This window comes from Sphaerimonospora sp. CA-214678 (genome assembly GCF_050942215.1).
In the GTDB taxonomy this organism is placed as follows: Bacteria; Actinomycetota; Actinomycetes; order Streptosporangiales; family Streptosporangiaceae; genus Sphaerimonospora.
This window is the reverse complement of the sequence record NZ_CP192056.1, coordinates 5,234,932-5,259,135: the sequence shown is the minus strand read 5'-3', so window position 1 is coordinate 5,259,135 and position 24,204 is coordinate 5,234,932. Positions and strand designations below refer to the sequence as shown.

The window sequence follows — 24,204 nt, the reverse complement described above, 5'->3', positions numbered from 1 at the left end:
CTTCCGGAGCCCCGGAGCCGGACGGGCGATGCGCTTGCCCCGTCGGCCGCGACTTCTCGTTCCAGTCACGATCGCCGTCGCGGCGATCGTGGTCTTACTACTGATCTTGGCTTCCATCTACACCGACTACCTCTGGTACGACTCGGTCGCCTTCTCGTCGGTGTTCTCCACGCTGCTCGTGACGCAGATCGTGCTTTTCGTCGTGGGCGCCGTGCTGATGGTGGGCATCGTCGGCGGCAACGTGGTGCTGGCGCACCGCACCCGGCCGATGTTCGGGCCGGGGATGTTCGGCACCGCGCAGGGGGCCGACCGCTACCGCATGTCGCTCGACCCTCACCGACGGCTGGTCTTCCTGATAGGCATGGGGATCCTGGCGCTGTTCACCGGGTCGTCGGTGGCCGGGCAGTGGAAGACCTGGCTGGAGTTCGTCAACAGGACGCAGTTCGGCCAGAAGGACCCCGAGTTCCACCTCGACGTGTCGTTCTTCATGTTCGTCCTTCCGTTCCTGCGGATGGTGCTGAACTTCCTGTTCCTGGCCGTCATCCTGTCGATCATCGCCGCGGCGATCGTGCACTACCTCTACGGCGGCTTCCGGATCCAGTCCCCCGGCGGGGTGCACGCGACCCGGGCGGCGCGTACCCACCTGTCGGTGCTGCTCGGCGTGTTCGTGCTGCTCAAGGCCGTCGCCTACTGGCTCGACCGGTACGACCTCGTCTTCTCTGAACGCGGCAAGGCGTTCGGTGCGTCATTCACCGACGTGAACGCGGTGCTGCCGGCCAAGGGCATCCTCGCGGTCATCTCCCTGATCTGTGCGGTGATCTTCTTCGCCGGCGTGGTCCGGCCCGGTGGGATGTTCCCCGGCGTGGCCCTCGGCATGCTGGTCCTGTCGGCGGTGCTGATCGGCGGGGTCTATCCGGCGCTCGTCCAGCAGTTCCAGGTCAAGCCCAACGAGCAGGCCAAGGAGCGCCCCTACATCCAGCGCAACATCGACGCCACCCGGAGTGCGTACGGCGTCGACGATACGAAGGTCACCCAGTACAGCGCCAAGACGGAGGCGGACCCCTCGGTCCTGCAGGCCGAGTCGCGGTCCATTCCGGGGATGCGCCTGCTCGACCCGAGCCTGCTGTCGTCCACCTTCCAGCAGAAGCAGCAGATCCGCGGTTACTACCAGTTCCCCGAGCAGCTCGACATCGATCGGTACCCGGTCGACGGCGAGATCAGGGACACGATCGTGGCCGTCCGCGACATCGGGCTGCCGCCCGAGGGGGAGCGCAACTGGATCAACAGCCATCTGGTCTACACCCACGGGTTCGGGTTCGTCGCCGCACCGGGCAACCGGGTGGACGGCACCGGGCTGCCGGAGTTCAACGAGAAGGACATCCCTCCGGTGGGCGACCTCGGCGAGTATGAGCCGCGCATCTACTTCGGAGAGAACTCGCCGGAATACTCCATCGTCGGCGGGCCCAAGGACGGACCGAAGATCGAGCTCGACTACCCCCAGCAGAGTTCGAGCGGCATCGGCCAGCAGAACAACACCTACGACGGCAAGGGCGGCGTCCCCGTCGGCGACTACTTCCGGCGCCTGCTCTACGCCATGAAGTACGGCGACACCAACCTGCTGCTCAACTCCAACATCAACCCGGATTCGCGGATCCTCTACCTGCGCAAGCCGATCGAGCGCATCCAGCGGGTCGCGCCGTTCCTCACCCTCGACCGCGATCCCTATCCGTCCATCGTGGACGGCAGGATCGTCTGGATCGTCGACGCCTACACCACCTCCAACTCCTACCCCTACTCCCAGCGCCGGAGCCTGGAGTCGCTGACCACCGACATCTCGACCACCCGGCTGGGCATTCCCCAGGTGCCGCGGGACGAGATCAACTACATCCGCAACGCCGTGAAGGCGACGGTCGACGCCTACGACGGCACGGTGACCCTCTACGCCTGGGACGACTCCGACCCGGTGCTCAAGACCTGGGAGAAGGTCTTCCCCGGGATCGTCAAGCCGGTCTCGGAGATCACCCCTGATCTCCGTAACCACCTGCGCTACCCGGCCGACCTGTTCAAGGCGCAGCGGGAGATCCTCACCAGCTACCACGTCACCGACGCCGACGCCTACTTCGGCGCCCAGGACTTCTGGAAGGTGCCCGAGGACCCCGCGAGCGGCAAGAGCAAGCAGCCGCCGTACTACGTGACGATGAAGATGCCCGGGGGCAGCGAGAAGTTCTCGCTCACCACCACCTTCGTCCCGAATGGGCGGCAGAACATGGCCGCGTTCATGGCCGTCGACGCCACGGCGCAGGAGACCAGACCGCCCCTGGAGATCCTGCAGCTGCCGAGTGCCACGACCATCCTGGGCCCGGCACAGGCGCAGAACCTGTTCGACTCCAACACGACCGTCTCCCAGGCGCTGAACCTGCTGAGAGGCGACTCGGGCGCGACCGAGGTGCTCTACGGCAACCTGCTCACGCTGCCCTTCGGCGGAGGCCTGCTGTACATCGAGCCGGTGTACGTCCAGCCCCGGGCGGAGACCTCCGGGAAGTACCCCACACTCCGCAAGGTGCTCGTCGTGTACGGCGAGAAGGTCGGCTTCGCCGACACGCTGGGTGAAGCGCTGCGGCAGGTGTTCGGCGGAGAGGCCACCCAGCCGGAGCAACCGCAGCAGCCGGAGAAACCGAACCAGCCGGCCGAGCCCGAGAAGCAGACGACTCCCGTCGAGACCGACAAGGCGTTGACGAGCGCGCTGCAGAAGGCGCAGCAGGCTTACTCCGACGCGCAGAAGGCCCTGTCCGGCAACACGCCGAACTGGGGAGATTACGGCGAGGCCCAGCAGGCGCTCAAGGAGGCGCTGGACGAGCTGAACCGGCTGGAGAGCAGCCGGGCCGCGGCCTCACCGGCTCCCACGCCCGCCGCGACCGCGTCGCCGAGCGCGAGCCCGAGTGAGAGTCCCGGGGCGGCTCCCAGTCCGAGCCCGCCCGGCGGATGACGGGCGAGACGCCGAGAGGGAACCCCGTGCCGTTCCGGCGCGGGGTTCCCGCCTTCCTGGGCCTGTTTGCCTCTCGTCCATTTCCCGGTTAGGCTGAAGAAGCCGACGCGGGGTGGAGCAGCTCGGTAGCTCGCTGGGCTCATAACCCAGAGGTCGCAGGTTCAAATCCTGTCCCCGCTACTTTTGAAGGCCCCGACCTCCGGTGACCTGGAGGAACCGGGGCCTTCGCTATCTCCCGGGAATTCGATTTGATGTCCGGGCGCTGGAGCGGTATTGTAGAACTACAAGAAAACGACGCGGGGTGGAGCAGTTCGGTAGCTCGCTGGGCTCATAACCCAGAGGTCGCAGGTTCAAATCCTGTCCCCGCTACCAAGTGAAAGGCCCGGAGGCTCGCCTCCGGGCCTTTTCCCTGCCCGCACCCGCGTCAGCGGAACCCGAGGAGCGAAGGGCCGGCGGAGCGGGCTTCAAGAGGATCGTGCTCTCCTCCCGGCGCGGCGACCGGACATTGTCGTAGTACGACAACGAAAAGCCGATCTATGTCGGAAGGCGACATTGAGCCGGTGCGGGGGAGTGGTGAAGGCTCCCCGCATGCAGGCCCGCATCTCACTGGACGACGTCACGGCCCTGGCCCGGGGCTGCGCCGTGCTCGGAACGGGCGGCGGCGGTGATGTGCGCGCCGGAGCGATCGCCGCGCGCCGGGCGATCCGGGAGCACGGAGAGGTGCCGCTCATCGCACTCCGAGACCTGCCCGATGACGCCCTCGTGCTGCCGCTGTCGGGGATCGGCGCCCCGACCGTGAGCCACGAGATGATCCACGCGGAGGACGAGCCGGTCCGGATCCGGGAGGAGATCGAGAGGATCTTCGGCAGGTCGCCGGCCGCCGTGATGTCCTCGGAGATCGGCGGGGGCAACGGGGTCGCACCGGTGGCCTGGGCGGCCAGGCTCGGCCTGCCGCTGCTCGACGCCGACGCGATGGGCCGCGCGTTCCCCGAGGTTCAGATGGTGTCGATGTACGTGGCGGGAATCCCGGCCGACCTCGTCATCATGTCCGACGTCGTCGGCAACGTCGTGACGATCCGCCCGATCGACGGCCTGTGGTCGGAGCGGATCGCCCGTGCCGTCTGCGTGGCCTCCGGATCGAGCGCGCTGATGGCGGACTACATCCTCACCGCCGGCGAGTGCGCGGGCGCGGTGATCGAGGGCACGGTCAGCCGGGCGATCGCGATCGGCCGGGCCACCGACGGCGCGGAGGACCCGCTCGCCGCGCTGTGCGCGGAACTCGGCGCGACCCGGCTGATCGACGGCAAGCTGACCGACCTGGAGCGGCGCACGACCGGTGGGTTCGCCCGGGGCACCGCGGTGATCGAGGGCACCGGTGACGACCGCGGCAGGACCCTGATCCTGGAGATCCAGAACGAGAACCTCGTCGCGGTGGAGGACGGCAGGGTGCTCGCCATGGTGCCCGACCTGATCACGGTGGTGGACACCCGGTCGGCCACGGCGATCCAGACCGAGGGACTGCGTTACGGCCAGCGGGTGACCGTGCTGGCCTGGCCGTGCGATCCGCTGTGGCGTACGCCAAGAGGATTGGAAACGGCCGGGCCGCGGGCGTTCGGCTACGATCTCGACTATCTCCCCGTGGAAAAGATCAACTCATGACCGAGCGGAGTCTGCGGATCGGCGTCGACGTCGGCGGCACGAACACCGATGCCGTGGCGATCGACGAGGCCGACCGGGTCGTGGCCAAGGCCAAACGGCCCACGAGCCCGGACGTGACCGAGGGTCTGCGCGCCGCGCTCGACGCCGTCCTCGCCGAACTGCCCGATCCCCGCCTGGTCACACGGGTGATGCTCGGCACGACCCACGCCACCAACGCCATCCTGGAGCGCCGCGCCCTCGGCCGGGTCGCCGTGCTGCGGCTGGGCGCCCCGGCGACCACGTCGGTGCCGCCGCTCAGCGAGTGGCCGGATGATCTGCGTGAGACCGTCGCGGCGGGTACGGCGATGGTACGGGGCGGGCATTTCGTCGACGGGCGCGAGATCGCCCCGCTCGACCTGGACGCGGTCAAGCGGTTCCTCAGCGAGGCGACGCGGGCGGACGCGGTGGCGATCACCGGGGTGTTCAGCCCCGCCGACGCCGATCACGAGAACCGGGTCGCCGAGGTCGTCAGGAGCGAGCTCGGCGACGTGCCGGTGAGCCTCAGCCATGAGATCGGCTCGCTCGGACTGCTGGAACGGGAGAACGCCACCATCCTCAACGCCGCGTTGTACGGCGTGGCCCGCGACGTCACCATCGCGCTCCAGAACGCGCTCAGCGTGCGGGGCCTGGTGGTCGAGACGTTCTTCGCCCAGAACGACGGCACGCTGATGTCGGTCGACTACGCGGCCCGCTATCCCGTGCTCACGATCGGTTCCGGGCCGGCCAACTCGCTGCGCGGCGCCGCGTACCTCTCCGGCGCGCGGGATGCGATCGTCGCCGACGTGGGCGGCACCTCGACGGACATCGGCGTGCTCGCGAACGGGTTCCCGCGCGAGTCGGCGGCGGCCGTCGAGATCGGCGGGATCACCACCAACTTCCGGATGCCCGACATCCTGTCGATCGCCCTGGGCGGCGGCACGATCGTCGGCCGGGAACCCCGATCGGTCGGTTACCGGATCGGCGGGGAGGCCCTGGTCTTCGGCGGCCGGACGCCGACGATGACCGACGCGGCGGTGGCGGCCGGCCGGGGCGAGGTCGGGACCCACCCGGTTCCCGAGGAGTGGCTCGGCCATCTGGCCGGAGCCGTACGTGCGGCGGACGAACTGGTCGCGGACGCGGTGGACCGGGTCTCGCTCGGCAGGGGAGACCGTCCGCTCGTCGCCGTCGGCGGCGGCGCGTTCCTGCTCGCTGCCGAGGTCCCCGGCGTCGGCGAGGTGGTCAGGCCGGAGCACGCGGAGGTGGCCAACGCGGTCGGCGCCGCGATCGCGCTCGCCAGCGGGCGCATCGAAACGATCGTCCCCACCGGGGGAGAGGGAAACACCAGGGCTAGATTGATCGAAAAAGCCAAGGAGGAGGCGGCCGCCCGGGCCGTCGCCGCCGGGGCAGACCCCGCCCTGGTTCAGATCGTCGAGCTCAGCGAGATCCCGCTCAGCTACCTGTCTGAGCCCGCTGTGCGCCTACAAGTAAAGGCCGCCGGGCCGCTGGCCCGATGAGGGCCGGAGGGCCGGCGAGAGAAAGGAACCCCCCTCACATGCGCTGGCACAAGCGTCTGCTCGCCGCGGGAGCCGTGGCCGCCCTGACCCTCACCGCCTCGGCGTGCGGCGGGGGCAAGGTCCGCGGCTCCGACGGCTACGCACAGCCGAGTACGTCCCAGGACGGGCAGAACACCCAGAGCGCGGCGGACGCCACGTTCGTCTACGTCCCCAACCTCGACGTCGTCACCGACTGGGACCCGGCGAGCTCGTACTCGAACGAGATCATCGCGATGCAGAACATCTACGAGTCGCTGACGCGTTACAACCCGCGGACGAAGCAGGCCGAGCCGCGGCTGGCGACGTCGTGGACCTCCTCGGCCGACGGCAAGAAATGGACGTTCACACTGCGCCAGGGGGCCAAGTTCCACACCGGCAGACCCGTGGACGCGGCGGCCGCCAAGGCCGCCATCGAGCGCACGATGGAGATCGGGGAGGGCGCGGCCTACATCTGGGGCGCGGTCAAGAAGATCGAGGCCAAGGACCCGGCGACGCTGGAGTTCACGCTCGACTACCCGACCGCGCTCGACCTGGTGGCCTCGGCGGGCTACGCCTCGTACGTCTACGACACGACCGCGTCCGGCTCGGGAGATCTCAAGACGTGGTTCGGCGAGGGCCGCGACGCCGGCTCGGGGCCGTACACGATCGACACCTGGGAGAAGGGCAAGGAGAACGAGCTCACGCTGAAGGCGTTCGACGACTACTGGGGCGGCTGGGACGGACCGCACTACAAGAAGATCACCTATCGGGTCACGCCCGAGCTCACCACCGCCTGGCAGCTCCTGAAGCGCGGTGAGGTGTCGTTCGTGCAGCGGCTCAACCCGCAGCTGTTCGCCCAGGCGAACAGCACGCCCACGGTGCAGGCCGCCCAGACGCCGTCGTTCCAGAACCTGCTGACGCTGTTCAACACGCAGAGCGGCCCGCTGAAGGACGTCCGGCTGCGCCGGGCCATGCAGAAGGCGATCGACTACGACGGCCTGGTGGCGGCGCTCAAGGGCGCGGCGGTCCCGGGCGGCGGCCTGGTGCCCGAGGGCCTGCTCGGCTTCGCCCCCGACCGGACGCCGAAGCAGGACCTCGCCGGCGCCGAGGCGCTGCTCAAGGAGGCGGGGTACGGCCCGGGCGGCAAGAAGCTCGACCTGACCCTCACCTACGCCCAGGGCGACAGCGACCAGGAGGTGCTGGTCACGCTGCTGTCCTCCGCCCTCGACAAGCTGAACGTGAAGCTGTCCGCCAAGCCGCTGCAGTGGACCACCCAGTGGGATCAGGGCAAGGCGAAGGACCCGGCCAAGCGGCAGGACATCTTCATCATGTACTGGTACCCGGACTACGCCGACGCCTTCTCGTGGTTCGTCAACGTCTTCCGCAGCGAGGACCCGGTGTCCTTCAACCTCTCCTACCTGAAGGACGACGCGATCGACAAGCAGATCGACGAGCTGCCCCAGCTGACGGCGACGGACAGGGACGCCGCTGAGAAGGCGTACGCCGAGGTCCAGAACAAGATCATCGATGAGCGGGCCGCGGTGGCCGTGCCGTACGTGCAGAACTACCAGCGCGCCTTCGCCACGTCGGTGCAGGGATATGTGGACAACCCCGCCTACCCGAACGTCGTGTTCGTCCACGACCTCAAGCCAGGCGCCTGAGGCATGTCGCGGTACCTGATCCGCCGGCTCGGCCAGGCCGCCCTGGTCGTGGCCGGCGTGGTCACCCTCACGTTCGTCATCATGCGCCTGGTCCCGGGCGACCCGGCCGTCGCCTACGCGGGACCGAGGGCATCGCCGGACGAGCTGGCCGCGGCGCGGCGGCGGTTCGGGCTGGACGACCCGCTGCCGGTGCAGCTGTGGAACTACGTCCGCGACCTGATCGCCGGTGACTGGGGCACCAGCCTGCACACCAAGCAGCCGGTGCGCGACGATCTGTTCCTGGCCTTCCCCGCCTCGTTCGAGCTGGTGGCCGCCGCACTGATCATCGCGGTGGCGGCCGGGATCCCCCTGGGCATCGCGGCGGCTCGCTACCGGGGACGGCTGCCCGATCTGTCGGTCCGGCTCTCGTCGATGCTGGCCGTCTCGGTGCCGGTGTTCTGGATGGCGCTGGCCCTGCAGACGATCTTCGGCAGTGGTCTGGGCTGGTTCCCCATCGCCGGGGAGTACGACACGAGCCTCGACCAGACCAGTCCCCTGCGCGTCTACACGAACATCACCGCCGTGGACGCCCTGTTCACCGGCAACTGGCCGATCCTGACCAGCACCCTGCACCACCTCGTGCTGCCCGCGCTGGTTCTCGCCGCCTACCCGGCGGGCGTGATCGCTCAGATGACCCGGGCCGCTCTCATCGAGGAGTCGGCCCGCGACCACGCCCGGATGGAACGCGCGCTCGGCTTCGGGGAGACCGCCGTGCTGACCCGGTTCGCGCTGCGCCCGGCGCTGAACCCGGTGCTCTCGCTGATCGCGCTCGTCTTCGCCTACTCGATCGTGAACGGATTCCTCGTGGAGGCCGTGTTCAACTGGCCGGGACTCGGACGGTACGCCGCCGACTCGATCCGCACCCTCGACACCCCGGCGATCGCCGGGGTCACGCTGCTCGTGGCCGCCCTCTACGTCGTCGCCAACCTCGCCGTCGACCTGCTGCAGGGCGTGATCGACCCGAGAGCGAGGGCCCGGTGACCGCGCCGGTCGCCCCGGGGACCGGCGCGGCCCCGCCCGCGCTGCGCCGTACGCCGCTGAGACTGCCGGCGGGGGTGGACCGGCTCGCGGTGGCCGGCGCCGTGCTCCTGGCGCTCATCGTGCTCGCCGCGCTGCTCGCCCCGTGGATCGCCCCCTATCCCGAGGACGGCGGCTCGGCCACCCATCCGCTGGAGGCGCTGCTGCCGCCGAGCGCCGAGCACTGGTTCGGCACCGACCAGGTCGGGCGCGACGTGCTCAGCCGGGTCCTGTACGGCGCGCGCACCTCGCTGCTGATCGCCGTCGCGGTGCTGGTGATCTCGGGTGGTGTGGGCGTGGCGCTCGGCGTGGTCGCGGGTTACGCGGGGGGCTGGATCCGCGACGTGATCATGCGGGTGACCGATGTGTTCCTCGCGTTCCCCGCACTGCTGCTCTCGCTCGCGCTGGCCGTGGTCCTCCAGCCGAGCGTGACGACGGTGATCGTCGCCATCGCGGTCACCTGGTGGCCCTGGTACGCCAGGCTCACGGCGTCGGTCGCCGCCTCGGTCACGACCCGGGGGTTCGTCGACGCGGCCCGCTGCCTGGGCGTGCCGGCCCCGCTGATCGTCTTCCGGCACGTGCTGCCGAACTCGCTGACGCCGGTGCTGGTCCAGCTCTCCCTCGACGGCGGCGGGGTGATCCTCACCGCGGCCGCCCTGTCGTACCTTGGGCTGGGCGCGCACGAGCCGACCTCGGAGTGGGGTCTCATGGTGCAGCAGGGACAGTCGCTGTTCACCACGAACTGGTGGGTGGTGACGTACCCCGGACTCGCCATCCTGATCACCGCGTTCGCGTTCAACGTGCTGGGCGAGGGGCTGAGAGCGAGGCTGGCGCGATGAGTGGAGGAGCGGTCCGGCGATGGACGGCGAGTTGATCAGGGTCAGGGATCTCGTGGTCCGGATCGGCGACCGGGTGATCGCCTCCGTGCCCGAGCTGGACGTCGGCGCCGGCGAGTGCGTGGCGATCGTCGGAGAGAGCGGCTCGGGCAAGACGACGACGCTGCTCTCCGTGCTCGGCCTCGTCGGCGACGATCGGGAGACCGGCGCACGCGATGTCGATGTCTCCGGAGAAATCGCCGTCTGCGGGGTCGATGTGACGGCGGCCGGCCCCGGTGAGCTGCGGCGCGTCCGCGGTTCGCGGGCCGCTCTCGTCATGCAGAGCCCGCAGGCGGCACTCAACCCGACCATGCGCCTGGGCACGCTGATGCGCCGCGCGCTCGCCCACCACGGCGTCAGGGGCGCGGCCGGGCGATCTCGGGCGGCCGAGGCCGTCAAGGCCGTGCTGCTCGACGCCGAGATCATGCGGCGCTACCCCCATCAGGTTTCCGGCGGGCAGGCCCAGCGGTTCGCGATCGCGATCGCGATCGCCCTCGGTGCCGAGATCGTGCTGGCCGACGAGCCGACCAGCGCGCTCGACGTCACCGTGCAGGCCGAGGTGGTCGCCGTGCTGCGGCGGCTGCGCGACGAGCGTGGCCTGGCCGTACTGCTCGTCTCCCATGACCTCGCCCTGGTCTCCACGATCGCCGACCGGGTGCTGGTGATGCGGGACGGCGCCGTGGTGGAGAGCGGGCCCGCCGCTGAGGTGTTCGACCGGCCGCGCGACGCCTACACGCGCGAGCTGGTCGCCGCCGTGCCTGCGCTCCCGGAATTCCACGCGCCCGGAACCGGGGAGACCGCGCGTGAGGAGGAGCGATGACCGGCGGGAAGACCGGATCCGCCGTGCTCGGATCCGCTGTGCCCGGATCCGCTGTGCTCGGGGCCGACCGGGTGACGCTCGCGTACGGCGCGACGGCGGTGGTCCACGAGGTGAGCCTGGCCGTCGACGAGGGCGGCGTCGGGCTGATCGGTGAGAGCGGCTCGGGCAAGACCACGCTCGCCCGTGCCCTGCTCGGCCTGCTGCGGCCGCGCTCGGGCACGATCAGGTACGGCTCGCGCGACCTGGCCGCACTCGACCGGAGCGGACGCGCCGAGTTCCGCCGCGCCGTGCAGCCGGTCTTCCAGGACGGCAGCGAGGCCCTCGACCCCCGCATGACGGCGGCCGCCTCGATCGGGGAGGCGCTGACCACCCACCACCGGATCACCCGCGATCGCCGGCGGGAGCGGGTGGCCGAGCTGCTCGACGACGTCGGCCTCGACCCGGCGATCGCCGACCGCCGGCCCCACCAGATGTCCGGCGGTCAGCGGCAGCGCGTCGCCATCGCCAGGGCCCTCGCCGTCGAACCCCGGCTGCTGGTCCTCGACGAACCGACCAGCGCGCTCGACGTGACCGTGCAGGCCAGGATCCTCGACCTGCTGGAGCGGCTGGCCGCGGAACGGGGCCTCGGCCACCTGCTGATCACGCACAACCTCGGCGTCGTCGACCGGCTGTGCCGTACGTCGCACGTGCTGTTCGCCGGGCGGGTGGTCGAGTCCGGGCCCACCCGCGACCTGCTGGTCCGGCCGGCCCATCCGTACACGCTGGTGCTGCGCGACGCCGTTCCCCGGCTCGGCGGCGAGCCGCCGCGCGCCGGCGGACGGACCGAGGCAGCGCCGGCCGAGACCGGCTGCCCGTTCCGGCTGCGCTGCCCGCTGGCGGCGGACCGGTGCCGCGAGGAGCCTCCGGAGTCCCGCGAGGTGGCGGGCCGCCGGGTCGCCTGTCACCGGGCCGAGGACGTGCTGGAACGGGCGGGCCATGCGCCACGTCAGTGACCTGCTCAGGACGTCGGCGGGCCGCCGCCTGACGCTGGTGGCCGGACCCTGGGACGCCAGGTCGGTCGAAAGCGTCGTGCTGGTGGACGAGACGCGCGATCTGGAGTCGGCCCCGCCCGGGGCGCTCGCGATCCTGTCGCGCAACGCCATGCGAGGCTGTGACGTGCTGGGCGCGCTGCGCGTGGCCGGGCGGGGACGCCTCGCCGCGATCGTGCTGCCCGGCCCGTCCGGCACGTCCCCGGACATCGTGGAGCTGGCGCGGCGGGTGGGGGTGGCCCTGCTGACCGGCGCGTCCGACCGGCCGCTGTCGGACACCGTCCTCGGCCTCAGTGCGACCCTGCGGGCCGATCCCGACCTACTGCTGCGCCGCACCCGCGACGCGATCGATGGGCTCGGCGCGATGGAGGGCGCGGCGGAACGGGACATCCTGCGTACGGCCTCCGCTTCGATCGGCGTCGAGTACGGCGTGGCCGACATCGCGGAGCCCGCCGCGAACACCGCGGTGATCCGCGTGGACGGGCGGCCGGACGGCTACGTGTGCTGGGACGGCGAGGACCCGGCCGCTGCCATCGTCGCCCGGGTGGTCGCCACCACGCTCGGCCGGGTGCGCGCGGCGGCGCGCGCCGCGGAACGGGCCCGCGAGCTGGCGCTGCTGGCCCTGCTGCGCGTGGGGACCAAGGAGGTGCGGGCCGCCGCCCGCCGCGCCAGGCACGAGGGCGTGCCGGTCGACGGCCGGCACGTCGCCGTCTTCCTCCGCGACGGCGCGGCGGGCGGAGAGACCCCGGCCGACGCCTGGGCCCGGCGGCCCGACCGGCAGATCGACGAAACCGCGCGGCGCACGCGCGGGGACGACGCCGCACGCCGGGTCCGCCGCATGATCGCGGGGATGTCCGGCGCGGCTGAGCTGAGCGCGCCGCCGATCGTCACCCGCTGGCAGGACGGTCTGCTCGTGATCCTCACGACCGACGAGCCGCCGAGCCGGGACGGGGACGGACCGTTCACCGACGCGCTGTCCGACGCCACGCTGCCGGGTGCGGCGGGTGCGGGAGGCATCGGAATCGGGACCTTCCGTCCGGGCGCGGAGGGGCTGCGCCGTACGGCATCGCAGGCCCGCGCCGCGGCCGGCAGGGCACGCGCCGGAGAAGTGGTCAGGTTCGACCGCCTGGGCGCCAACGCGATCCTCGCCGAACTCAGCGGCAGCGAGAGCGCGGTGGTGACGGCACGCGACATGCTGGCACCCCTCGGCGGTCTCGGCTCGCTCAGCCCGTACGCGGTCCCCACGCTCAAGGCGTACCTGGACAGCTGGGGGTCCAGGGTCCGGGCGGCCGAGCTGCTCAATTTGCACCCCAACGCGGTGGCTCACCGGATCCGCCGGATATCCGAGGTGCTGAAGGCCGACCTGTCGGACCCGCAGACCCGCTTCGCCCTGCAGATCGCCTGCCATGTCGTGCTCGAGCACGAGTGTCTTCCCGGGACAACGGGGCCGTCGGCGTCGTCGTGAGGGCACATCGACGCGGCCGGCGCCGGGTTCTACTTTGCAGGCATGACAACGGTCATCGGAGTGGACGTCGGCGGCACCTTCACCGATCTCGTCCTGCACGACGCGGCGACCGGCGACATCAGGGTCGCCAAGCGGCCGACCACGCCGCGGGCCCCGGAGCTGGGGGTGCTCGCCGCCGTGGACGCCGCCGTCCCGGCGGAGCTGCTCGCCCGCTGCGCCCATTTCGTGCACGGCACCACGGTCGGGCTCAACGCGCTGCTCGAATCCACCGGACCGAGGAGAACCGGCGCGGTCGTCGGCCTGGTCACGACAGCGGGCTTCCGCGACGTGCTGGAGATCCGGCGGGGTGACCGCGACGACCCCTACGACCTGTTCTGGACCCCGCCGCCGCCCCTCGTGCCCCGGCGGCTGCGGGCCGAGGTCGCCGAGCGGGTGGCGGCCGACGGCGGCGTCGTACGCGAACTCGATCCGGCGGACGTACTGCGGGCCGCACGACTGTTCCAGGCCGAGGGGGTCGACGCCGTCGCCGTCGTGCTGGTCAACTCCTACGCCAATGCCCGGCACGAGCTGCTGGTCGCGCGGTCGCTCCGGGACGCGGGGTTCGCCGGGCCGATCTCGCTGTCGCACGAGATCTCGGGGGAGTACCGGGAGTACGAGCGGACCTGCACCACGGTCGTGGACGCCCTCGTCCGCCATCGGATGGGTCCCTACCTGCACAACCTCGACCGCGAGCTGCGGGCGCGCGGCTTCACCGGGCGGCTGCTCGTCACCCGGTCCGGGGGCGGCGCGCTGACGCTGGACGAGGCGGTGGCCAGGCCGTTCGAGACGATCCTGTCCGGCCCGGTCGCCGGCGCCGTGGCCACGGCGAGGCTCGCCGCTTCCCTCGGGGTCGGTACGGCCATCGCCGCCGACGTGGGCGGCACGAGCTTCGACACCGCCCTGATCGAGGACGGCCGGCTGCCGCTGCTGTTCCAGGGCGAGGTCGTCGGCCTGCCGCTGCAGAGCCCCTGGGCGGACGTGCGGTCGGTGGGCGCGGGCGGCGGATCGATCGCCTACGTCGACCCCGGCGGCCTGCTCAGGGTCGGGCCGCGCAGCGCCGGCGCCGACCCCGGGCCCGCCTGCTATCTGCGCGGCGGGACCGAGCCGACCGTGACGGACGCCGCGCTGCACCTCGGGATGATCCCCGTGGGTCACATCTCCGGCGGGATATCGCTGTCGGCCGAGACGGCCGCGCGGGCGCTCGCGCCGCTGGCCGAGCCGCTCACACCGCCCGCCGGGGCCGCCGGGACGGCCGGGATCGAGGGCGTCGACGCGGCGGCGGAAGGCGTCATCAGGATCGCCTCCGCCCACATGGCGCAGGCCGTGCGCGGGGTCACGGTCGAGCGGGGGGTGGACCCGCGCGGGGCCGCCATCGTCGCCTTCGGCGGCGCCGGGCCGCTGTTCGGCTGCCTGCTGGCAGACGAGCTCGACGCGGACACGGTGATCGTCCCGCCCAACGCCGGCAACTTCTCGGCGGTCGGACTGGTCCAGGCGGACATCGTCCGCTCGGCGGCCCGCACGCTGGTGCGGCCCCTGGACGGCGAGACGCTGCCGATGATCGAACGGCTGGCGGACGCCCTCTTCGAACGGATGGCCGCCGATGACGCCGTCCGCGAGGTCGACCTGGACCTGCGCCACCGGGGGCAGGAGCACACGCTGACCATCCCGATGCGTCCGGGGCGTGACGACGTCGCGGACATCACCGCCAGGTTCTCCGACGCCTACCACCGGACGTTCGGCCACCGGCTGCCCGACCCGCTCGAGGTGGTCACCGTGCGGGCCACCACCAGGGTGGTGCTCGACGCCGACCGGCCGCCGGTGCCCGCCCAGGCGACGGGTGACACGGCGCGCGGCGCCACCCGCCTCTGGTCCTTCCGGCGGCGGGCCTGGACCGACGCCCCCGTGCTGCGGCGAGCCGCGGTGGACGGCCCGCTGGAGGGGCCGGCACTCGTGCTGGAGCCCACCGCGACCACCTACGTGGACGTGGGCTTCACCGCCGAGGCGCACCCGAGCGGCTGCCTGATGATCAAACGGAAGGACCGTCGATGAGCGATCTCGTACGCACCCGCTACGTCGAGGCGAACCCGGGGCTGGCGGAGGGCGCCGACCCGGTCACCACGGAGATCATCCGGCAGGGTCTGAACGCCGCGGCCGACCAGATGAAGCAGTCGCTGATCCGCACCGCCTTCTCCCCGATCATCTACGAGGCGCTGGACTTCGCCGTCGCCTTCTACGACGCCGACGTCTGCATGCTCGCCCAGGCGCCGACGCTGCCCGCGTTCATGGGGACACTCGGCTTCTGCGTACGGGAGGCCGTCGACGGCGTCGGCGGGCCCGGGGCGCTGGGCCCGGGCGACGTGATCCTCTACAACGATCCGTACGGCACCGGCTCCCACCCGCAGGACGCGGCGATGATCGTGCCGATCTTCCACGACGACGTGCTGGTCGGCTACTCCGCCATCAAGGCGCACTGGCTCGACATCGGCGGCAAGGACCCCTACTGCACCGACACGGTCGACGTCCACCAGGAGGGGACGATCTTCCCGGGGGTCAAGCTCTACGACACCGGTCGCCTGGTCAGCGACATCTACCGGATGATCCTGGCGAACAGCCGGATGCCGGAGATGGTCATCGGCGACATCAACGCGATGGTGGCCGGGGCGCGTACGGGTGCGGAGGCGCTGACCGCACTGGTACGCAGGCACGGCCTCGACACGTTCCGCCGGTCCGTCGCCCGGATGTACGCACACGGTGAGGCGCTGGTACGCGGCTGGTTCGAGCGGCTGCCCGACGGCGTCTACCGGGCCTCCAGCGTGATCGACTCCGACGGGGTGAACGGCGAGCCGATCCCGTTCGGCGTCGAGGTCGCCGTCAGCGGCTCGTCGGTGACCGTCGACCTGACCGACTGCCCCGACCAGGTTGGCGGTCCGGTGAACTGCCCGCTGCCGTCCACGGTCGCCGCTGTCCGGATCGCGGTGGCCTTCCTCGCGGGCGCGGGCGAGCAGCCCAACGAGGGCCACTTCCGCCCCCTTGAGCTGATCACCCGGACCGGCTCGCTCTTCCACCCGGTGCGGCCGGCCCCGTGCTTCATGTACGGCATCCCGTCGGACCACGCGATCGAACTGATCATCCGGGCGCTGGCGGAGGCCGTGCCGGACGCGGTGCCCGCGGCGAGCGGCGGCGACATCAACGCGCTCGTGTGGTGGGGAAACCGGGAGGCGACCGGCGAACCCTGGGCGGACGGCGCGCCGCATCCCGTCGGGCAGGGCGCCTCGCCCAGCGGCGACGGCGCGAGCGCGCTGATGTACATCTCCGAGTCGGCGACCCGCTTCACCCCGGCGGAGGTGTGGGAGGCCAGAAACCCGTGGCGGATCGAGCGGCTGGCCCTGGCCGAGGACTCGGGCGGCCCGGGACGGCACCGCGGCGGCCTCGGGCTGGATCTTTCCTTCCGGGTTCTGGAGGACCAGTATCTGACGTCGGGCCTGGCCAGGACGGCGCTCGAACCCTGGGGGCTGGCCGGTGGGCTGCCCGGCCGGCCGAACCGGCTCACCGTGGAGTATCCCGACGGGCGGTCCGAGGACTTCTCGCTCAAGACGCGGATCTTCCTGCCCAAGGGCTCGGTCGTGCACCTGCGCACCGGGTCGGGCGGAGGGTACGGCCCGCCGGCCGAGCGCGACCCGGAGGCCGTGCTGGCCGACCTGCGGGAGGGCTACATCACCGAAGACCACGCACGCCGGCACTATCCGCACGCCCTGTGAGGGCGGGGCGAGCGCCGGCGGTCACAGCGCGCGCAGGCCGCTGATGACCTCGCTCAGTATCCCGGCGTTGGGCAGCCGGGACACGTTCGCCGGCGGGCGCACCTGCACCAGTCCCTGCTCGTGGAGGTCGCCCACGAGCACCCGGACCACGCCGAGCGGGAGATCTATCGCCGCCGCGATGTCCACCACCGATTTGGGACGGGCGCACATGCTGAGGATCATCCACTGCTCGGGGTCGAGGCTGACCGGGGTCGTCCCGCCGGTCGCGGTCACGATGGCCACGAGGTCGATCGCCTTGTTGGACGGCTGGACCCGGCCGCGGGTCAGCGCATAGGCCGGGACGACCGGCCCCGCCTCCTCGTCCAGCCACTGGTCCTGCATGTGGTCCGTCACGGTCCCTCCTCGCCCGGCTTGTCGGTCTGCGGTTCTCCCCGCCGGTGGGAGGCGAGGAGGATGTCCTCGGGCGTGACCTCCTCCTCAGCCAGGCGCTTGAGGTCGGGGTCCTTCGGGACAACGATGAGTGTGGCTGGAATGAGCACGATTGCGGTCGTTCCTCCGTACGGCGAGGGCCGGAGCGTCACCCGGGCCTCCCTGCGGGCAGCGAGCCTGGCGACGACGAACAGCCCCATTCGGTCGGTGTCCGCGAGGTCGAACTCCGGTGGGTCGGCCAGACGTTCGTTGAGCTCGGCCAGCCGGTCCGGCGTCATGCCGAGACCCCGGTCCTCGATCTCCACGGCGAAGCCGGTTCCGACCAGCTCACCGCGTACGGTCACGGACGTGTGCGGCGGCGAGTAGACGGTCGCGTTCTCGATCAGTTCGGCGATGAGGTGGATGATGTCGGCCACCGCGCTGCCGTCGAGCGCGTGATCCTCCATCGGGAACACGTTCACCCGGGCGTAGTCCTCCACCTCGGCGGCGGCGCCGCGCACCACGTCGTACATCGGAACCGGCTTGCGCCAGGCCCGGCCGGGTGTGGCGCCGGACAGGATGATCAGACCCTCCGCGTGGCGGCGCATTCGGGTGGTCAGGTGGTCGAGCCGGAACAGCTCCTCGAGCGTCTCCGGCTCGGTGGTGTGGCGCTGCATGCTGTGCAGCTGGGTCCGCTGCCGGTGCAGCAGGGTCTGGCTCCGGCGGGCGAGGTTGAGGAAGACCTGGCTCACGCCTCGCTGGAGCCGGGCCTGCCCGATCGCGGCCTCGACCGCGGTCTGCTGCACCGTGGAGAACGCCCGGCCCACGTCCTGGATCTCGCTGGTGCGGCCGACCGTCGTGATCGGGGGCGCCTCGACGTCGATATCGACGTCCTCCCCCTTCTTGAGCTTGGTCAGCACGCGCGGCAGCCGTGAGTTGGCCAGGTCCAGGGCCGCCTGCCGCAGACCCGCAAGTTCCCGGGAGAGCCGGGAGCCGAAGCGCAGTGAGATGAGGATCGAGGCGAGCACCGCGAGGAGGCCGCAGCCGCCGACGATCCCGACGCGCATCAGGATCGAGTCGGCGATGGGCTCGGCGCGCTCGGCCAGGCGTTTGCCGGCCTCCGTCTGCGCCTTCTGGAACGACTCGGCCAGGTCGTCGGAGGTGGCCTGCCAGAGCTGCTGGCTCCGGGCGGTGATCCGATCCCCGGCGATGATCTTTTCTTCCTGCAGCCGCAGCCGCTGATAGAGCGGCGTGGTGATCAGGTTGACGTGCATCTGCCGCAGGTCCGCGTCGAGCTCGGGCAGAGCCTGGTTGATGAGGAATCGGCGGTTGCCGACGAGCTGGGTGAAGAGCTTGCGCTCCTCATCGGTCATCTCGCCGGAGGATGCGGCGGCGGCCTGGATGGCCTGCTCCCTGGTCAGCAGCTCCTTGGCGTATCCGAGTGAGATCACCACCCGCGACTGCTGGTAGATCGGGATGTCGTCGATGATCGCCAGGCCGTAGTGCATCTGATAGATGCCGTCGCTGACGAGGTTGTAGGTCTCGATCGCGCGCAGACGGTTGGACAGCCCCTCGTCGATCTCCCCGCGGATCTCGTCCAGGCGGTCCAGCCCCGCCAGCATCTCGTCCACCTGGGCGCGCATGGCCGGGGTGGTCGCCTCCCGGGACGACTCGGACAGGGCCAGCCGCCGGACGTCGTCCCGGGCCTCGTTGGTACGCACCCGCTGGGTGTTCATCTCGGCGCGCCTGGAATCGGCGGGCCTGCCGAGGTAGTGGGTGGTCACGAGGCGCTCGTGCTGAAGCTCGACGATCAACTTGTCGGCGGGCTGCCGCAGCGTGGTCCAAAGGGTGTCATAGGTGCGCAGGCGAAGGCTGTCGCCGATGGTCACACCCGCCGTGACCACCCACAGTGCGACCAGTGAGAAAAGCGGCACGAGGAGCAGGCCGATGAGCCTGACCCTGATAGGCCGATCTCGCCTACGAGGACGCATGGCACCTCGTCCCGATGCGGTGACGTGAGCTCCGGGGAAGCTCTTGGGACAGCCAGCGACAATATCAGCGCGATGGTGCAAATGAGAGACCTGCGCCGTATGTCACGAAATATCAAATCTAATCATGATCTTGCAGTAGCTTCGATCATGGTAACTCATGTCACAGAGAAAGTCGCATCAATGCGCCGTTTCCTCGTTCTGGGAGTCATGGCCGTGCTGGCCCTCGCCGGCTGCGGCGGTGGCGAGGGCCGCGGCGGTCCGTCCAGCATGTCGTCCGGCGGATCTTCCACCGGGATGCCTTCGACGAAGGGTGCGACATTCGTCTACCTGCACAACCTCGACATCGTCACCGACTGGGATCCGGCGAGTTCGTACTCGAACGAGATCATCGCGATGCAGAACATCTACGACTCACTGACCGTCTACAACCCGCTGACCAGGCGGGCGAGCGCGCGCCTGGCCGAGAAGTGGGAAGGGTCGCCGGACGGCAAGACGTGGACGTTCACGCTGCGGAGCGGGGTCGTCTTCCACACCGGCCGCCCCGTGGACGCGGACGCGGTGAAGGCCTCCATCGAGCGGACGAAGGGCATGGCCGAAGGCGCGGCGTACATCTGGGACCCCGTCCAGAAGATCACCGTCATCGACCCGCTCACCGTGGAGTTCAAGCTCAAATATCCGGCGCCGCTCGACCTCATCGCCTCCTCCGATTACGCCGCGTACATCTACGACACCGAGGCGGCCGGTTCCGGCGACCTCAAGAAGTGGTTCCAGCAGGGGCGGGACGCCGGCTCAGGGCCGTACACGGTGGCGAGCTGGCACAAGGGCAGGGAGAAGGAACTCGTCCTGCGCGCCTTCGACGACTACTGGGGCGGGTGGGACGGCCCGCACTACAAGAACATCGAGTACCGCGCCGTCCCCGACCAGAACACTGCCTGGCGGCTTCTGCTGCGCGGCGAGGTCAGCTTCGTGCAGCGGCTCAACCCCTCGCTGTTCCAGCGGGCCAAGACCACGGCGGGCGTCCGCACGCTGCAGGTGCCGTCGTTCCAGAACATGCTCGTGCTCTTCAACACCGCCTCAGGCCCGCTCGTTGACGTGCGGCTGCGCAAGGCCGTGCAGAAGGCCATCGACTACGACGGGGTGATCGCGGCGCTGAAGGGAGCGGGCGCCCCGGCGGCCGGCCTGGTCCCCGAAGGACTGCTCGGTCACGTTCCCGGTCTGCGGCCGAGCCAGGACCTGGAGGGCGCGAGGGCGCTTCTGCAGGAGGCCGGGTACGGCCCGGGCGGCCAGGAGTTGCGGCTCACGCTCACGTACGCCCAGGGCGACAACGACGAGCATCTGCTCGTCACGCTGCTCACCGAGACCCTGAGCGAGCTCAACATCAGGGTCGAGGCCAGAGCGATGCAGTGGAACGCGCAGTGGAACCAGGCCAAATCGGCCGACCCGGCCAAGCGTCAGGACATTCTGGTCATGTACTGGTGGCCCGACTACGCCGACGCCTACTCGTGGTTCCTCAACGTGTTCCACAGCGCGGAACCGGTGTCCTTCAACCTGACGTATCTGAAGAACAAGGACATCGACCAGCGGATCGACAGGCTCCCGTCACTGCTGGCCACCGACCGCGAGGCCGCGCAGAAGGAGTACGCCAAGCTGCAGAAGGATCTGATCGACAAGCACGCCGTCGTCGCCGCGCCCTGGGTGGTGAACTACCAGCGGGCCTACCTCGGCAACGTCAGCGGCTACACCGACAATCCGGCCTACCCCAACGTCGTCTTCGTGCATCAGCTCATTCCGAGCGCGTGACGGCGTCCGGTCGTGACGGAGATCGGTCAGCCTCTGAGCCTGCGGCCCATGCCCGCGCAGTAGCGGCGCGCCGCCTGTCGGGGGCCACGCCTGGCGGGTTCGTCCGGCGACGGCATCAGGGCCTGTGTCCTGCCGGCGTCGGCGAGGACGTGCTCGACCTGCTCCTCCGTAGGCAGCTGGCCGTGCTTGGCGAGCTCGTGCATCAGGAACGTCAGCGGTGCGGGGTCACCGGCGACCTCCGCGGCCACGGTGGCCCGGGCGGCGGTCAGCAGCCGGAGGTAGTAGGAGCGCAGCATGGCCTCCCGCGTGCGGACCTGCTCAAGGTCGTCGATTAGCTCACCGGCGAGTTGAAGCAGGTCACCGCCCGGGCGCCTGCCCTCGGCCGCGATGTGCTCACGAATATCGTCGAACTCAGACCGCGTCATGATGGCCACCTCCACCGGCGAGAGTCCGGGCGGCCGGGTTGGCGCCGAGCGGAGACCCTCGCATGCTGTTCGTAACGCGGGGCGATTGCGGTCGGCTTGACATCGGGTTGCGCGGGGAGACGGATCCGTGGAGGAGACCGCCGGCGACCGGGAAGCCCCTCGTCGCGAGATCGTCGACTCGCATGTCCGTCACCCCCTCGTTCCTCCGAGCCTCGCCTGCGAGATCGCCGCGGCGCTTATGTAGATGCTTGAGAGGCGGATCTGGTTGTCCCTGGACATCGCACATTTTTCCGAAATGCCGGGCACGGTTCGATGAACGTCCAGATGAAGACGTCTTCGGAGTGGGGATCCGGCCGGCGAGTGAGGGCCGCGGCGGCTCTCCCGTCCTCGCTCGTCCGGGACCGTGGCCGTGTTGTGTGCGCGGTTGGTGTCCAGCACTGGTAATCTTGTTGAGCCGGGTGATCCGGCGGATCTCTCTCCCGGTCGTTTCGACGGGGTGTGGTTCGTCCGGGTATGGTCTCGGTGCCTCCTCTTCTTTTCGGATCTTGGGTTCGCCGCGGTTTGCGTGGTGGGGTCGGGCCGGGTAAGTTAGAGGGGTTGCCCCGGAAGGGGTGGTCGGAATTCCCGCCGGGTGGCGGGGGTGATGTCAAGCGGGTTTGGCCGGGTTGCCGGTGGGGCTGGTTTGACAGGATCCTCCGGGACTGGCGAGAATAGATGACACAAAGTGAAGCTGATGTAACGCCCCGGATCCTGGGTCTGCCTGACGGCTGGTCTGGGTGGTGGTGTACGCGTCCGTTTCTTGAGAACTCAACAGTGTGCTAAAAGCCAGTGCATTTTGATGCATTACCCCGTTCTCGCGCGCCCCTTTTTTTTGTGGGTGTGTGGGGGACGGATTCCTTTGATCGGCATCCACTGCTGTTTCGGTGGTGGTGGGTGTTGGCTGGGGTTTCTTTTCAGACATTGTTTGGAGAGTTTGATCCTGGCTCAGGACGAACGCTGGCGGCGTGCTTAACACATGCAAGTCGAGCGGAAAGGCCCTTCGGGGTACTCGAGCGGCGAACGGGTGAGTAACACGTGAGTAACCTGCCCCTGACTCTGGGATAAGCCTGGGAAACCGGGTCTAATACTGGATATGACCACTCCGGGCATCTGGTGGTGGTGGAAAGTTTTTCGGTTGGGGATGGGCTCGCGGCCTATCAGCTTGTTGGTGGGGTGATGGCCTACCAAGGCGACGACGGGTAGCCGGCCTGAGAGGGCGACCGGCCACACTGGGACTGAGACACGGCCCAGACTCCTACGGGAGGCAGCAGTGGGGAATATTGCGCAATGGGCGGAAGCCTGACGCAGCGACGCCGCGTGGGGGATGACGGCCTTCGGGTTGTAAACCTCTTTCGGCAGGGACGAAGTTGACGTGTACCTGTGGAAGAAGCGCCGGCTAACTACGTGCCAGCAGCCGCGGTAATACGTAGGGCGCAAGCGTTGTCCGGAATTATTGGGCGTAAAGAGCTCGTAGGTGGCTTGTCGCGTCTGCCGTGAAAGCCCGTGGCTTAACTACGGGTCTGCGGTGGATACGGGCAGGCTAGAGGCTGGTAGGGGCAAGTGGAATTCCTGGTGTAGCGGTGAAATGCGCAGATATCAGGAGGAACACCGGTGGCGAAGGCGGCTTGCTGGGCCAGTTCTGACGCTGAGGAGCGAAAGCGTGGGGAGCGAACAGGATTAGATACCCTGGTAGTCCACGCTGTAAACGTTGGGCGCTAGGTGTGGGGGTCTTCCATGGTTCCTGTGCCGTAGCTAACGCATTAAGCGCCCCGCCTGGGGAGTACGGCCGCAAGGCTAAAACTCAAAGGAATTGACGGGGGCCCGCACAAGCGGCGGAGCATGTTGCTTAATTCGACGCAACGCGAAGAACCTTACCAAGGTTTGACATACATCGGACGCGCTCGGAGACGGGTGTTCCTTTCGGGGCCGGTGTACAGGTGGTGCATGGCTGTCGTCAGCTCGTGTCGTGAGATGTTGGGTTAAGTCCCGCAACGAGCGCAACCCTTGTTCCATGTTGCCAGCGGCGGCTTCGGCCGGCCGGGGACTCATGGGAGACTGCCGGGGTCAACTCGGAGGAAGGTGGGGATGACGTCAAGTCATCATGCCCCTTATGTCTTGGGCTGCAAACATGCTACAATGGTCGGTACAGAGGGCTGCTAACCCGTGAGGGGGAGCGAATCCCTAAAAGCCGGTCTCAGTTCGGATTGGGGTCTGCAACTCGACCCCATGAAGTCGGAGTCGCTAGTAATCGCAGATCAGCAATGCTGCGGTGAATACGTTCCCGGGCCTTGTACACACCGCCCGTCACGTCACGAAAGTCGGCAACACCCGAAGCCCGTGGCCCAACCCGTTTGGGGGGAGCGGTCGAAGGTGGGGCTGGCGATTGGGACGAAGTCGTAACAAGGTAGCCGTACCGGAAGGTGCGGCTGGATCACCTCCTTTCTAAGGAGCATGTGGCCGGCTCGTGGCATCTGTTCTTTTCTGCCTTCGTGGTGGGAGTGGATGGGGTGTTGGGGGTTTGGTCTAGTGTCGCTGCGGTCACCGGCGTGTGTTCGGTGCGTGGCGTGCTGCTTAGTGGAGCACTGGTTATTCGGGTTGTTCTGGTCGGTCTGTTGGTGAGTACCGCCGTGGTTTCTGTCTCTTC

General features: G+C 69.6%; 15 protein-coding genes, 2 tRNA genes and 1 rRNA gene. 15 read left to right on the top strand and 3 right to left on the bottom strand.

What is annotated here, in order from left to right; translation table 11 throughout:
• Positions 1 to 28 precede the first annotated feature (28 nt).
• From ACQP1K_RS23460 to ACQP1K_RS23400, 13 genes are all read left to right on the top strand, one after another.
• Positions 29 to 2,986, top strand: a complete 2,958-nt coding sequence (locus ACQP1K_RS23460; RefSeq protein WP_433497848.1) for a UPF0182 family membrane protein — start codon at positions 29 to 31, stop codon at positions 2,984 to 2,986.
• Positions 2,987 to 3,092: 106 nt separating this feature from the next.
• A tRNA-Met gene (locus tag ACQP1K_RS23455) sits at positions 3,093 to 3,166 on the top strand.
• A 115-nt stretch (positions 3,167 to 3,281) separates the two neighbouring features.
• Positions 3,282 to 3,358: transfer RNA gene (locus tag ACQP1K_RS23450), tRNA-Met, on the top strand.
• 216 nt (positions 3,359 to 3,574) lie between these two features.
• Positions 3,575 to 4,645, top strand: a complete 1,071-nt coding sequence (locus ACQP1K_RS23445; RefSeq protein ID WP_433497847.1) for a DUF917 domain-containing protein — start codon at positions 3,575 to 3,577, stop codon at positions 4,643 to 4,645.
• Complete coding sequence (locus ACQP1K_RS23440; RefSeq protein ID WP_433497846.1) at positions 4,642 to 6,177, top strand: hydantoinase/oxoprolinase N-terminal domain-containing protein; 1,536 nt, start codon at positions 4,642 to 4,644, stop codon at positions 6,175 to 6,177. Before ACQP1K_RS23445 ends, ACQP1K_RS23440 begins: the two co-directional genes overlap by 4 nt.
• 38 nt (positions 6,178 to 6,215) lie before the next feature.
• Positions 6,216 to 7,856: an ABC transporter substrate-binding protein gene (locus tag ACQP1K_RS23435; protein WP_433497845.1), complete on the top strand. Its 1,641-nt coding sequence runs from the start codon at positions 6,216 to 6,218 to the stop codon at positions 7,854 to 7,856.
• A 3-nt stretch (positions 7,857 to 7,859) separates the two neighbouring features.
• Positions 7,860 to 8,876, top strand: a complete 1,017-nt coding sequence (locus ACQP1K_RS23430) for an ABC transporter permease (protein WP_433497844.1) — start codon at positions 7,860 to 7,862, stop codon at positions 8,874 to 8,876.
• Entirely contained in the window at positions 8,873 to 9,751 is an 879-nt protein-coding gene (locus ACQP1K_RS23425; RefSeq protein ID WP_433497843.1) for an ABC transporter permease, read from the top strand. Before ACQP1K_RS23430 ends, ACQP1K_RS23425 begins: the two co-directional genes overlap by 4 nt.
• A gap of 19 nt (positions 9,752 to 9,770) precedes the next feature.
• The gene (locus ACQP1K_RS23420; protein WP_433497842.1) at positions 9,771 to 10,607 is read left to right on the top strand and encodes an ATP-binding cassette domain-containing protein; all 837 of its coding nucleotides are present in this window, start codon (positions 9,771 to 9,773) and stop codon (positions 10,605 to 10,607) included.
• Positions 10,604 to 11,599: an ABC transporter ATP-binding protein gene (locus ACQP1K_RS23415; RefSeq protein ID WP_433497841.1), complete on the top strand. Its 996-nt coding sequence runs from the start codon at positions 10,604 to 10,606 to the stop codon at positions 11,597 to 11,599. Before ACQP1K_RS23420 ends, ACQP1K_RS23415 begins: the two co-directional genes overlap by 4 nt.
• Positions 11,583 to 13,100 (top strand): helix-turn-helix domain-containing protein, encoded by a 1,518-nt coding sequence (locus ACQP1K_RS23410; RefSeq protein ID WP_433497840.1) that lies wholly within the window; start codon positions 11,583 to 11,585, stop codon positions 13,098 to 13,100. The genes ACQP1K_RS23415 and ACQP1K_RS23410 overlap by 17 nt, the downstream gene beginning before the upstream one ends.
• Before the next feature lie 42 nt (positions 13,101 to 13,142).
• Positions 13,143 to 15,188 (top strand): hydantoinase/oxoprolinase family protein, encoded by a 2,046-nt coding sequence (locus ACQP1K_RS23405; protein ID WP_433497839.1) that lies wholly within the window; start codon positions 13,143 to 13,145, stop codon positions 15,186 to 15,188.
• On the top strand, positions 15,185 to 16,897 hold the full coding sequence (locus tag ACQP1K_RS23400) for a hydantoinase B/oxoprolinase family protein (protein WP_433497838.1): 1,713 nt from the start codon (positions 15,185 to 15,187) through the stop codon (positions 16,895 to 16,897). The genes ACQP1K_RS23405 and ACQP1K_RS23400 overlap by 4 nt, the downstream gene beginning before the upstream one ends.
• A 21-nt stretch (positions 16,898 to 16,918) precedes the next feature.
• On the opposite strand, the gene ACQP1K_RS23395 is transcribed toward ACQP1K_RS23400, so the two are convergent.
• Both ACQP1K_RS23395 and ACQP1K_RS23390 read right to left on the bottom strand, forming a co-directional pair.
• The gene (locus ACQP1K_RS23395; protein WP_433497837.1) at positions 16,919 to 17,290 is read right to left on the bottom strand and encodes a DUF742 domain-containing protein; all 372 of its coding nucleotides are present in this window, start codon (positions 17,288 to 17,290) and stop codon (positions 16,919 to 16,921) included.
• Positions 17,287 to 19,239, bottom strand: coding sequence for a sensor histidine kinase (locus ACQP1K_RS23390; protein ID WP_433497836.1), 1,953 nt, complete (start codon positions 19,237 to 19,239; stop codon positions 17,287 to 17,289). Before ACQP1K_RS23390 ends, ACQP1K_RS23395 begins: the two co-directional genes overlap by 4 nt.
• Before the next feature lie 237 nt (positions 19,240 to 19,476).
• Between ACQP1K_RS23390 and ACQP1K_RS23385 the strand changes: the two genes are divergently transcribed.
• The gene (locus ACQP1K_RS23385) at positions 19,477 to 21,096 is read left to right on the top strand and encodes an ABC transporter substrate-binding protein (RefSeq protein WP_433497835.1); all 1,620 of its coding nucleotides are present in this window, start codon (positions 19,477 to 19,479) and stop codon (positions 21,094 to 21,096) included.
• A gap of 26 nt (positions 21,097 to 21,122) precedes the next feature.
• On the opposite strand, the gene ACQP1K_RS23380 is transcribed toward ACQP1K_RS23385, so the two are convergent.
• A complete protein-coding gene (locus tag ACQP1K_RS23380; RefSeq protein WP_433497834.1) occupies positions 21,123 to 21,521 on the bottom strand; it encodes a hypothetical protein in 399 nt (132 codons plus the stop codon).
• A 961-nt stretch (positions 21,522 to 22,482) separates the two neighbouring features.
• Here ACQP1K_RS23380 and ACQP1K_RS23375 point away from each other — a divergent pair.
• A 16S ribosomal RNA gene (locus tag ACQP1K_RS23375) occupies positions 22,483 to 24,002 on the top strand.
• The last annotated feature ends 202 nt before the right edge of the window (positions 24,003 to 24,204 follow it).